The organism is Arthrobacter livingstonensis, assembly GCF_003219815.1.
In the GTDB taxonomy this organism is placed as follows: domain Bacteria; phylum Actinomycetota; class Actinomycetes; order Actinomycetales; family Micrococcaceae; genus Specibacter; species Specibacter livingstonensis.
Genome location: NZ_QJVD01000002.1, coordinates 60,317 through 72,200 on the forward strand (window position 1 = coordinate 60,317; position 11,884 = coordinate 72,200).

Consider the following 11,884-nt stretch of genomic DNA (forward strand, 5'->3'; position numbering starts at 1 on the left):
GTAAAAGACCGCTTCTTTGCGGCCTCAACCCGAGCCTAGCCCGTATTCCCAGGCCTTGCTGTGGCGTTTAATACAACAGTCTTTTGTTTCGTCTGGACAGGTGCACAACAGAGCTCGCGAATGGCACGGCGCAGGGGGGCATCGGGGGCAAGTTCCTGCAGCAGCCTGCCTTCGAGCAGCGCCCGGGCTGTCACGTCGGCGTCCCAAGGCAGCGCGTGGCTGATGGGCAGCGCCGGCCCGAAACGCTCCCAGGCCTGCTCCAGTGCTTTCAGCGGCGTGCCTCCCACCGCCCTTTTGCGAACCTTGTTCACCACCACCTGCACGTCGGCGCCGGCGCATGCCTCCGGCAGGTCCGCCAGCGCCCGGATGAGCCGCGGCAGGCCGATGGCGTCTGCGCTGCCCACGGCATAAATGGTGTCGGCCTGGCCCAGGGCGGTCAGCGTGGCCGCATTGCGCCGCGGCGCCACGGTGTCGTAGCTGAGCTCCTCGTCCGTTTCCAGGCAAAAGCCGCAATCGATGACCACGGTGTCCACCATTGTGAGCGCGGTCTGAAGCACCCGTTCCACGGCGGCCGCGCGCAACTCCGGCCAGCGGTCCGAGCGGGTCAACCCGGTCAAGAGCGAGAACGTGCCCCCGGCAAACACCACCTCGGTACAGATCCGGCCAAGTTCTGCCGCAGTCAGCATGCCCTGGTCGGCGACCCGGCAGGCCTGGGCAAAGGAGGCGGATTCATCCAGCAGACCCAGGCTGGCCGCCACGCTGGCCCCGTAGCTGTCCGCATCAACCAGCATGACCCGGCTCCCCTGGGCCGCAAGCTCCGCAGCCAGGTTGATGGCGACAGTCGTGCGCCCGGGTGATCCGACAGGACCCCACACAGCCAGCGTCCGCGGCGAGGTCCACCCGCCGGCTGCGGCCGAAGTGGGTGCGCCTGCTGGGCCGGTGTCCGCCGCGGCCATTCCTGCGGCCGAAGCGGGCGCGGGGTGGCCGCGGCGGGTCTGCCGCGCCTTGGCATAAGCATTGGCATTGGCCTCACCGTCACGGCGCGGACCGTCTTGGCTTCCCTGGTGCCGGACACCGCCGTCGGGACCGCGCCCGGACCGCAGCAAAGAAATCCTGCCGGCCACAGCGGAGCGCACCCGTGCCGCGGCGCCCGGCATTCCGCCACGGGCCGTTGAGTGGCCAGACGTTTGCGGCCGGGCGGATGGCCGCCCGGCACCGGCCGCGGTCCCGTTGGCGGTCCCTGCCGCGGCACCGGCCGCGGTCCCGTTGGCGGCCCCGGCGGCCGGCCCGTCGCTGGCCACCGAGCCCGTTTCCAGTCCCACGCCGTCCAGGAGTTCGGGCGCTTCGCTCCCCATGGAATTGTCCCCGCCATCATGGCCGCCGGAGGGGCTCCCGTTACTGCGGTCACTTGTGGAACGGCCCCCGCGTGGTGGACCACCGCCGTCCAGGGACGGACCCGCTGAACTCCACCGTCCGCCGTCGTGCACCGCCGTTGTTGCCGCCGGCGACTCCGCCGGAAAGCCGAACGCGGCGGACGTGTGGTGCCTGCGGGCACTGAGGGCAGCCAGCACCGATTCAGTGAGGAGTTCCGCCGTGACTGTGCCGGTGAGCGTCCAGGCACCGATGCTGCGCAGCCGCGCTGCCTCGGCCGGAGTGCCGGCCACAGCCACAACCCCGACTCCGACGGCGGTGAGCCGGTCAACCAGCGTGGCCGTCAGCTCCTCCGTGGACCCGGCCACCAATGCCACGGAGGCCAGGCCGCTTTGGCAGGCGGCCAGCAGCCCGGTCAGCTCGGGGCACCGCCGGGCCACGGTGACCGGGCCGCGGCTGCGTTCGAGCTCATCAATGGCACGGTTGTGGGTCTCACCGACGCTCACCACGGTCACCGGGCTCATTGGGCCGCACCTGGATTCCAGACCACAGACACCTTGGCCTTGTTGGCGACAGCCCCGAGGAACTTGGGCATTTGCACGTCCGTCACCAACACCATCAGCTGTGTGCTTTTGCCGGCCCCCAGGCCCGAGGCGGCGTCATAGAGCGCGGCCACTTCGGCCCCCGGCAGCATGAGGACGGGCTCCCGGAAGCCGTTCCGCTCATCGGGCAGTGCCACCCAAACGTCGACGTGGGAACCCACCGCCACTTCCTTGGGCAGTGGCTCCGATACGGTGACCGAGGCCGGCTTTCGGTCAAGCGCGTCAGTTCCGCCAATGCTGGTCAGCGGCACCAGCTCCCCCTTTGGAACCATTCGGACAGCCACGGCATGGGAGGGCAGTTCCACCCCGGGATCCAGGTACTTGGCATCCAGGTCTCCAAGGCGCACTTGGACAATGTCAAAGGAATCCCCGGTGACGGTCTGGCCGACCACCAGCGCGTCCCGGGCCACATAGGCAGGCACCGTTTTGTCGGCGCTGCCGACCAGCGCGACCACGGCAGCGACGGAAGCAAGGACCAGCAGTATCCCCACGAAAAGCCGCGGGTCCCGCCACGATGGCCTGGTCAGCCTTGGCGCCCTGTCCTGTGCGTCCATCCCCACGGTCCCTCCACCGGTCCCCACGCTGCGGCGTCCCCTGGAAGGGGGAACGGCCGCGGGGACTGGAATTACCCCTCCGGCGTGGACCGCATTGCCTCTATTTCTACCGCCGTTTCTGCCGCGGTGGTAGCCCCATCGACAAATGGCATGGAAACTGTGGACAACCCGTCCATGCGGACCGTGGACGAAGAATGGCAAACGGTGGATAACTGGAACAAATTACGTTGAATGGGGCCATAATGGGTGCATGCCTAGATTCCTGACCCTGGCTGATGTGGCCGAACAACTCCAAATCTCCGCCGCCGCCTGCTACGCCCTGGTGCACAGCGGGGAGCTTCCGGCGTTCCAGATCGGCGGCCGCGGCCAATGGCGCGTTGACTCGGACAAGTTTGAGCAGTTCATCGAGGACCGCCATGCGGCTGCCCGGACCATGCTTGCCGCCGGAGGCCCCCCGGGGCCGGATCGTCCAGGCACCGACCGCTAGAATTCGTTGTCCACGGAGGACGTCACCGACATCACCGCATCCAACGCAACCACCACGCTGCCCTGCCTGTTGTCGCGCACCCGGGACACGCCGTCGGCCAGCTGCATGACGACCACAAAGTCCGCCCCCACCTGGTCCACCACGCCACGCACCCGGCCCGGCTGCACCGAATCAAGTTCCAGCACCACCACCGCCCGGTTCCGTGCCAGTATCCGCAGGGCAGCTGCGAGGGTGTAGCGCACCCGGCCCTGCTGCACCACCCTCGCGGCGCCAATTCCCTGCAGCCGCAGCAGCTTGGCCAGCGGCAACACCACCGACAGCGCGCCCGAGCCCAGCAGCATCCACTGGGCCTCCACTCGCTGAATCACGCCGTGATGGACGACGCCGTTGCGCAGGACCGCGGCAACCTCCCGCCCCAGCGCGCCTCGGAGGGCGTCGGCAAGGGTCACCTGCGACGCTTCCACCCGGGCGAGTTCATTGATTTCACGCTCGAGGTCCTGCTGCGTGGCGGCGTGCCACTGCGCATCCAGATCGCCAAACAGTGCGTCCCATCGCATGCCGTCACGCTAGGCGCTGTCCCCGTGCACCGTCAACAGTGCCGGTGCACGCCCACGCAATTGACTGTCCTGGGATCCGGCGTGTTGTCCACAGCTTTCCATCAGACACTGGACAACAGCAAGCGAAAGGGTTCAAAATTGGTCTTACAAGATCAAACATTATTAAATGATGTCAAAAAGTGTCGAACAAGGATAGGGATTATGAAACGTCAGGCCGTTGCCGACGCCGCCATGACGGCGGCAATACTGTTTCTGGGCGCGTCCCTGGTCTTTGCGGGCGGAGACCTGCTGCGCCGGCGGACCGGTGGCATTCGTCCGGCCGGCACGCTGGAGCTGGCCGAGGTTGTGGGCGCTGCGGCAGCGGGAATCGGCGTTGCCGTGGCCCTGTGGTGGTTCGCAGCCCTCGTGTGCGCCTTCATTTCCGGGGTGGCCCAACTGCACGGCCGACACCGCTTGGCCACTGTGACCGCAGCTGGGGCTCCGGCATTCATGCGCCGGCTGGTCGCCGTGGTGCTGGGGCTGAACCTCATGGCCTCACCCATGGCCATGGCCGCCGGGCCCGGGGGCGGAACCATCGATCCGCTGTGGCATGCCGCCACTGTCGCGGCCTCACCGCTTGGCGTGGAACAGGCTCCGGGAACGGTTCAGGCCCCACCGCGCATCGCAGTGCAGGCCCAGGTTGCCGACCGGGCCGCCGCCCGGGCGCATGAGAGCCCTCCAGTCAACCCCGAATGGACTCCGCAGGGCCCCGCCGTGGACCCAGGGCCGCTGGCCCGTCCGGAGCTGCGGCCCTCCGCGCGGCAGGGTCCCTCCCACTCCGCCGCCGACGACGACGGAGAAGTGGTGGTGCAAGGCGGCGACAGCCTGTGGAGCATCGTCGCCTCCGCCTTAGGCCCCTACGCCACCGATGTGGAGGTGGCGCAGGCCTGGCCGGAGTGGTACCGGGCCAACCGCAGCGTCATCGGCAGTGATCCAAACATCATCCTCCCCGGACAGGTCCTGCACGCACCTGCCGGCTAACAAAATACACACCACGCTTCACTTGTCTGCGTCGCTATTGAATGCGCCGCGGCAGCCCGCATGAACACTGGGAAAGTTCGAAGGAGAACATGATGAACACAATGGCCGTTGGGGAAACAGGCGCAAGCATCACCAGGCTGGTGGCACGTCCAGCCCCGACAGGACCAAGTTCCGCAGGCGACGACGGCCCGGACGGTGCCGTGGTCAAGATGACACGGCGTCCCGGCTACGCCCCGGCACCGGGCAGAGAAGCGGCGCTCCACGCGGGCAACCCGGTGCTCGGTGGTCCCACTGTGTTGGATCCGTCGGCGCCGGAACGGGCCCTGGTGGCGGAAATGTCCCGCAAAATCGCCCAGGCGGCGTTGGAGGTGCTCAGCGGGGCACGCTCGGTCCAACAACTTTCACGGTGGCTGGACACGAGGTGTTTTAGTGCGCTGACCACCAGGGCCAGGCTGCATGCCACCGCGTGCCAGGCCGAGAGGAGGCATCTGAGCCAGACGGGCGGCGGGGCTAACGTCGTTCTGCTGCGTCACCAGCCCATAGTCCACTCGACCCACTGCAGCGCCGTCCGTCCCGGCATCTACGAAACGTCGGTGGTGATTGCCGACAAGTCACGGTTCCGTGCCATCGCCATGCGCTTCGAGGAGACCCGGGGCACCTGGAAGGTGACGGCCCTGCAGATCGGTTGACAGGGCGTGGATGGGCCCACAACGGCGAGGGACCGCACAGACTTGCCGGCAGCTGACAGGGCGTGGATGGGCCCACGCGCCCGAGGGACCCGCACAGACTTGCCGGCAGCTGACAGGGCGTGGATGGGCCCACGCGCCCGAGGGACCCGCACAGACTTGCCGGCAGCTGACAGGGCGTGGATGGGCCCACGCGCCCGAGGGACCCGCACAGACTTGCCGGCAGCTGACAGGGCGTGGATGGGCCCACGCGCCCGAGGGACCCGCACAGACTTGCCGGCAGCTGACAGGGCGTGGATGGGCCCACGCGCCCGAGGGACCCGCACAGACTTGCCGGCAGCTGACAGGGCGTGGATGGGCCCACGCGCCCGAGGGACCCGCATGATGGCTCGCTAGCGAGCCATCATGCGGGAGGGCGTGGGGACTACCGCTTTTTCTTTTTCTTGTTGCCGGATTTCGAGTTCTTGTTGCCGGCACGCTTGGCCGACGGCGGCAGGCCGTCACCGCTGGAGCGGCGCTCCACATGCGTTTCGGCGTCGCCCTGGGCATCAGGGGACGTGAACTGCAGTTGGGCGGGGCGGGCCGGGGCTTCCAGCCCGGGAGCCATGACGCGCGGGCCTGCATGGACCAGGCTCTCTGCGCCGTCGCTGCCGGCACCGTCCACCCTGTCCATCAGCCCGGCCGGGGCTCCGGCAACGACGCCCACCGCCGCTTCCGGGGCGTTTTCAACCTGTACCTCCAGGTTGAACAGGAACCCGACGCTTTCTTCGCGGATTGCAGCCATCATCGACTGGAACATTTCGAACCCCTCGCGCTGGTATTCCACCAGCGGATCGCGCTGGGCCATGGCGCGCAGCCCGATGCCTTCCTTGAGGTAGTCCATCTCGTACAGGTGTTCCTGCCACTTGCGGCCCACTACGGAGAGCACCACCCGGCGCTCGAGCTCCCGCATGGTTTCCGAACCAAGGGCAGCTTCGCGTTCGCGGTACGCCACCTGGGCGTCGGAGAGCAGTTCGGTCTTGAGCATCTCTGCCGTAATGCGGCCGGGGCCGCCGGCTTCTTCAGCGATCTCGTCCGGCGTCACAGTGACGGGGTAGATGGTGCGCAGGTTGGTCCACAGCGTGTGGAAGTCCCAGTCGCCCGGGTGCCCCTCGTTGATGGTGGCGTCAATAATCTCATTGACTGTGTCCTCAAGGAAGAACTGGACCTTTTCATGCAGGTCGTCGCCTTCCAAGATCCGGCGGCGGTCACCATAGATGGCCTCGCGCTGGCGGTTCAGGACATCGTCGTACTTGAGCACGTTCTTGCGCTGTTCGGCGTTTCGGCCTTCAACCTGGCCCTGCGCGGATGCGATCGCCTTGGACACCAGCTTCGATTCCAGGGCGACGTCGTCCGGCATGGAGGAGCGGGACATGAGCCTTTCCGCGGCACCGGAGTTGAACAGGCGCATCAGGTCATCGGTGAGCGAGAGGTAGAAGCGGGACTCGCCGGGATCGCCCTGGCGTCCGGAACGGCCCCTCAGCTGGTTGTCGATGCGGCGTGATTCGTGACGCTCGGTACCGAGCACATACAGGCCACCGGCCTCCAGCACGGCCTCGTGTTCATCCTTGACGGCCAGCTTGGCGGATTCAAAGGCCTCCAGCCAGGCCGCCTCGTATTCTTCCGGCGTCTCTTCCGGGTCCAAGCCCTGCGCGGCCAGCGCGGCGACGGCGTTGAACTCGGCGTTGCCGCCGAGCATGATATCGGTGCCGCGGCCGGCCATGTTGGTAGCCACCGTGACGGCCCCGCGGCGCCCGGCCTGGGCCACGATCGCGGCCTCACGGGCGTGGTTCTTGGCGTTGAGGACCTCGTGCTTGACGCCCTTCTCGGCCAGCTTTTTGGAGAGGTATTCGCTCTTCTCGACGCTGGTGGTGCCGACCAAGACCGGCTGGCCGGTTTCGTGGCGCTTGGCAATGTCCTCCACCACGGCGTCGAACTTCACGATCTCGTTTTTGTACACCAGGTCCGGCTGGTCAGCACGCGTCATTGGCATGTTCGTGGGGATCGGCACAACGCCGAGGGAGTAGGTGCCCATGAATTCGGCAGCTTCGGTCTCGGCGGTGCCGGTCATGCCGGAGAGCTTGTCGTAGAGCCGGAAGTAGTTCTGCAAGGTCACGGTGGCCAGCGTCTGGTTCTCCGCCTTGATCTCCACCCCTTCCTTCGCCTCGATGGCCTGGTGCATGCCTTCGTTGTAGCGGCGCCCGGCCAGGATGCGGCCGGTGTGTTCGTCAACGATGAGGACTTCCCCGTCCATGATGACGTAGTCCTTGTCGCGCTTGAAGAGTTCCTTGGCCTTGATGGCGTTGTTGAGGAAGCCGATCAGCGGAGTGTTGGCGGATTCGTAAAGATTGGAAATGCCCAGGTAGTCCTCAACCTTTTCAATGCCGCCCTCCAGGACGCCCACTGTCTTCTTCTTCTCGTCGACCTCATAGTCGTCATCGATGTCAAGGCGCAGCACCACCTTGGCGAATTCGCTGTACCAGCGGTTGGCGTCCCCGGAGGCCGGGCCGGAAATGATCAGGGGCGTGCGGGCCTCGTCAATGAGGATGGAGTCAACCTCATCGACGATGGCAAAGTTGTGGCCGCGTTGGACCAGTTCGTCCTTGCTCCACGCCATGTTGTCGCGCAGGTAGTCAAAGCCAAATTCGTTGTTGGTGCCGTAGGTGATGTCCGCGGCGTACTGGGTCCGGCGCACGGCGGGGTCCTGGTTGGAGATGATGCAGCCGCTGGTTTGGCCCAGGAAACGGAAAACGCGGCCCATGAGGTCCGACTGGTACTCGGCCAGGTAGTCGTTCACGGTGACCACGTGGACGCCCTTGCCGGACAACGAGTTCAGGTAGGCGGGGGCCGTGGCCACCAGCGTCTTGCCCTCGCCGGTCTTCATTTCGGCGATGTTGCCCAGGTGCAGCGCCGCCCCACCCATCAGCTGGACGCGGAAGTGCCGCAGTCCCAAGGTGCGCGACGATGCCTCACGCACGGCCGCAAAGGCCTCCGGCAGCAGGTCATCGAGCGTTTCGCCGTCCTGGTGGCGGAGTTTCAGCTTGTCCGTTTCCTCACGCAGCTCGGCATCGGTGAAGGTTTGGAAGGGCTCCTCCAGCGAATCAATGGCGTCAGCAAGCACGCTGAGACGTTTGAGCGTCTTGCGATCGCCGGTTCGAAGAACCCGCTCAAGAAGTGATGGCACGAAATTGCTCCCAATCTTTGGCTGCCTAAAAGTGGCGTGACCAGTCTACGTGAGAAGAGGCACAGCCACAGGACAGTCTGTCACGCGCGGCATGGGATTTCCTGGACGTGCCCTGAAGGTTCCTTACATGCCCGGGCGCTCAGATTAGTTTCGACTCCAGCGCCAGTTCAGCAGCAAGGTCGCCGTGGGGAAGTACGACGACGTCATCAAGTCCCAGCCACCGTGCCATGAGCGCCAACTCGCCTGCCAGCTCTGCGGCCGCGCCCCCCGGGGCATCCGGTTCGGCGTAGGCTCCGCGGACCAGCAGCCGGCTCCCCTGCCTGTCCGCCTTCAGGTCAACGCGGGCTGCCATGTTCTCTCCCAGCAGAAACGGCAGTACGTAGTACCCGTATTTCCGCTTCGGCGCAGGCGTGTAGATCTCCAGCCTGTAGTGGAAGTTAAACAGATCCATCAGCCGGCGGCGTTCAAAAACCAGTGAGTCGAAGGGGCTCAGCAGGGCACGGCCCTGGGCACGGCGGGGGATTTTTGCCGCGGCGTGAAGGTAGGTTGGTGCGCTCCACCCGCCGACGTCAACCTGTTCAAGGGTCCCGCTCGCCACCAGGTGTGCCACGGATCGGGCTGCCTCCTTGGCGGGCAGGCGGAAGTAGTCGGCAAAACAGCGCAGGGTGCCGATCCCGTGCGCCCGGGCCGCCGCCTCGATCAGTCTGTCCATGGCCAGCTCTCTTTCCTGTGCCGCCGTGGCGCGGTGCGCCGGCCCCGGGGCCGGCAGGGCGTGGCAACTGCCTTGCAGGGATCGGGGCAGGACCTTATCCACCAGGGCATAGCGGCGCTCAAACTGCTCGTTGCGGGATGCCGCACCCACCACTCCCCGCTCAAACAGCCCTTCCAGGGTGCGCTTGACCGCGCTCCAGTTCCAACCCCACTCGTCGCGGTTCTTTTCCTCCTGGTGGCCAATTCTGTCCTTGACTTCGCGGGCGGTCAGCGGGCGGCTGTGTGCCAGCAGGGCCAGGATCTCCCCTTCCAGGGAGTCCCTCAGTTCCGGGTCCAGGCTGGAGGATCCCACCCAGGTGCGGTTTTGCCACAGGGTGAGGTCGCGAAAGTGTTCCGGGCGGATGTAGCTGGCCTCGTGTGCCCAGTACTCCATCATCTTTCGTGGGGCGCTGCCGGAAAGCGTGGAAAGGATGGTTCGGTCGTAGTCGCCCAAGCGGGAGAAGAACGGCAGGAAGTGGCTGCGGGAGAGGATGTTGACGGAGTCAATCTGGACCAGCTGCAACTGCGCAAAAGTCCGGCCCACCGCCCGTGCATTCACGGGTTTAGTGGGCCGGACTCCGGCCAGTGCCTGGGCGTTGAGTGCGATGCGCCGGGCCTGCGACAGGCTCAGGCGTGCACCCATGCGTTCAAGACCCCTTTTCGTTTTCTTGCTGCTGACGTAAAAATCCAGTCTGCGGCCGTCTTTTTGCTGACTCCGCAGCGGGGTACTAGACCCGGGCCGGTTCGTCCGGTGAGCGGTAGGCGGAAATTTCCTCCGGGCTTTGCGTTTCGTCCGCATTGGGGTCCAGGGAGATGACCCCGTACGTCCAGCCGCTGCGGCGATACACCACGGATGGGATGCCCGTGGCGGAATCGACGAACAGGTAGAAGTCGTGCCCCACCAGTTCCATGTTGTCAACGGCGTCGTCGACGGTCAGTGATGTCGCAGGGAAGACCTTGCGGCGGATCAGCACCGGAGAGTCACCCGCGGGGATGTCATTTTCGATCTCATAGGGAGAGTGCTCGGCTGCGGCTTCCGGCTCGGACTGCGCGTAGATCGGCTCCGAGCTGCTGACGGGGGCCAGCGCCCCGGTCGCCTCGTTGACGGCCACGGGCGCATGGCGGCCATGGTGGACCTTCTTCTTGTCCTTGGCCCTGCGCAGCCTCTCCAGCAACTTTCCGTAGGCCAGGTCGAACGCAGCGAACTTGTCCGGTGCAGCCGCCTCGGCCCGGATCACTGGGCCGCGCCCCAAAACGGTCAACTCCACCGTGAGCGGAGACTCTGCTGAACGGGACTTGGTCTCCTTGGAAACCTTCACATCGACACGCTGGACCTTGTTGGCCAGCTGCTCAATCTTCGTGAGCTTTTCGCCGGCGTATTCGCGGAAACGGTCTGAAACGCTCAAGTTGCGACCGCTGATCATGAACTCCATGGTGCCCTCCAAACAACTTCGGTGACACGGCGGCCGGCCAGCAATCCAAGTACCGCTCCTGGCCGCCGTCGGGTGGTTTCCTCCCGCAAGAGGTACCCGTTTACTTACGTTAGTTCACCACATCCCTTTATTCATCTTTTGCCCAAAACTATTTTCGGCGAGTCCTTAAAACGGCCTTCCGGGGGCACCTTTGTCGGGCGCCCGGGCAGCGGCCAAAACCAGTGCCCCGCACACCACTGCCCCTGCTTCTTCCAGGGTCCTTGCGGCCTCGCGGACAGTTGAGCCCGTGGTCAGGACGTCGTCGACGATCACCACGGCGAATCCGGCCAGGGGCATTGCGGGCCGAATTCCACCCATCCGTCGTCTCCGGATTCGCATGGAGTTCCGGACATTGCTGCGCCGGGCGGCCCGGCCCAGGCCCTTTTGGTGGTGCCGGCGCCAAGGCAGCCTGGGCCGAATCGCGAGGACGGGGGCGACCGCCATCCCAGGCGGCAGCCTGCGCTCCCGGTCCACGGCGCCCAGCATGAGTGCCACGGGGTCATAGCCCCTGCGGCGCCAGCCGCTGCCGGTGCTGGGAACGGGCACCAGGAGCACCCTTTGGCCCTCCAGGCCGGGCAGTCGCCGGGGCAGTGCCGCAATCCCACCGGCCAAAGCCCGGCCCAGCGGCGGCCCCAGCTCAGTGCGGCCGTGGTTCTTGAAGGCCAGGATGGCCAAAGCCAGCGTGTCACGGTAGTCGCCCACCGCCACCACGGGCAGCATGGTATGCCCAAAAACGCTCATTAGTGCGTCCGCGAACTGCTCGGCGCGATAGGGGCTGCACGTCTCCCGGCGGAGCACGGCGGTGCAGGCAGGGCACAGCGCCGCGTCGTCACGGCCGCACACCACACATTCGGCGGGCATCACCAAATACAGAAAGTCCCGCCACGCGCCTTCCCACCAATGCCAGGCCCGGGCCCACCAGCTGCGGGGCCTGCCACGGTGCCGCCCGCCCCGCGCGAGCGGACCGCAGGCCGGCTCCGGTTCGCAGGTGACGGCGCCCTCGCCACAGGTGGCGGGGGCGCCGTCGTCCCTGTTGCTGGTGCGGATCGTCTCCATTCCACCAGCATCAACGGCGTTTTAAGCAGCCGCCAGCGGCCGGGACCATCTTGTGGGCTGCCGGCCGCCGGAGCTCCCTGTGGAGGAAGCAAGGTCTCCACCGGGC

At 66.3% G+C, this 11,884-nt stretch carries 11 protein-coding genes; 4 read left to right on the plus strand and 7 right to left on the minus strand.

Annotation, left to right across the window (positions count from 1 at the left end):
- Positions 1–35: 35 nt before the first annotated feature.
- Together CVV68_RS24090 and CVV68_RS02315 are read right to left on the minus strand one after the other, a co-directional pair.
- Positions 36–1,895, minus strand: coding sequence for a CpaE/TadZ family protein (locus CVV68_RS24090; RefSeq protein ID WP_245933282.1), 1,860 nt, complete (start codon positions 1,893–1,895; stop codon positions 36–38).
- The gene (locus CVV68_RS02315; RefSeq protein ID WP_110499403.1) at positions 1,892–2,527 is read right to left on the minus strand and encodes a hypothetical protein; all 636 of its coding nucleotides are present in this window, start codon (positions 2,525–2,527) and stop codon (positions 1,892–1,894) included. Before CVV68_RS02315 ends, CVV68_RS24090 begins: the two co-directional genes overlap by 4 nt.
- Before the next feature lie 84 nt (positions 2,528–2,611).
- Between CVV68_RS02315 and CVV68_RS23765 the strand changes: the two genes are divergently transcribed.
- A complete protein-coding gene (locus tag CVV68_RS23765; RefSeq protein WP_211320695.1) occupies positions 2,612–2,758 on the plus strand; it encodes a hypothetical protein in 147 nt (48 codons plus the stop codon).
- A 19-nt stretch (positions 2,759–2,777) separates the two neighbouring features.
- Positions 2,778–3,014 carry a helix-turn-helix domain-containing protein gene (locus tag CVV68_RS02320; protein WP_110499404.1) on the plus strand — a complete coding sequence of 79 codons (237 nt, stop codon included), beginning with the start codon at positions 2,778–2,780 and terminating at the stop codon, positions 3,012–3,014.
- Here the strand turns inward: CVV68_RS02320 and CVV68_RS02325 are convergent.
- Entirely contained in the window at positions 3,011–3,571 is a 561-nt protein-coding gene (locus CVV68_RS02325; protein WP_110499405.1) for a hypothetical protein, read from the minus strand. The genes CVV68_RS02320 and CVV68_RS02325 overlap by 4 nt on opposite strands.
- Positions 3,572–3,772: 201 nt before the next feature.
- Between CVV68_RS02325 and CVV68_RS02330 the strand changes: the two genes are divergently transcribed.
- A complete protein-coding gene (locus CVV68_RS02330; RefSeq protein WP_110499406.1) occupies positions 3,773–4,591 on the plus strand; it encodes a LysM peptidoglycan-binding domain-containing protein in 819 nt (272 codons plus the stop codon).
- Positions 4,592–4,683: 92 nt separating this feature from the next.
- Positions 4,684–5,280: an Rv3235 family protein gene (locus CVV68_RS02335; RefSeq protein ID WP_110499407.1), complete on the plus strand. Its 597-nt coding sequence runs from the start codon at positions 4,684–4,686 to the stop codon at positions 5,278–5,280.
- A 421-nt stretch (positions 5,281–5,701) separates the two neighbouring features.
- Here CVV68_RS02335 and secA read toward each other — a convergent pair whose 3' ends face one another.
- The 4 genes from secA to CVV68_RS02355 all read right to left on the minus strand — a co-directional run bounded on the left by secA (position 5,702) and on the right by CVV68_RS02355 (position 11,778).
- A complete protein-coding gene (secA, locus tag CVV68_RS02340) occupies positions 5,702–8,500 on the minus strand; it encodes a preprotein translocase subunit SecA (protein WP_110499408.1) in 2,799 nt (932 codons plus the stop codon).
- A gap of 139 nt (positions 8,501–8,639) precedes the next feature.
- On the minus strand, positions 8,640–9,893 hold the full coding sequence (locus CVV68_RS02345; RefSeq protein ID WP_110499409.1) for a winged helix-turn-helix domain-containing protein: 1,254 nt from the start codon (positions 9,891–9,893) through the stop codon (positions 8,640–8,642).
- Between the two features lie 85 nt (positions 9,894–9,978).
- The gene (hpf, locus tag CVV68_RS02350) at positions 9,979–10,683 is read right to left on the minus strand and encodes a ribosome hibernation-promoting factor, HPF/YfiA family (protein ID WP_110499410.1); all 705 of its coding nucleotides are present in this window, start codon (positions 10,681–10,683) and stop codon (positions 9,979–9,981) included.
- A gap of 165 nt (positions 10,684–10,848) precedes the next feature.
- The gene (locus CVV68_RS02355; protein WP_245933283.1) at positions 10,849–11,778 is read right to left on the minus strand and encodes a ComF family protein; all 930 of its coding nucleotides are present in this window, start codon (positions 11,776–11,778) and stop codon (positions 10,849–10,851) included.
- Positions 11,779–11,884: the final 106 nt, after the last annotated feature.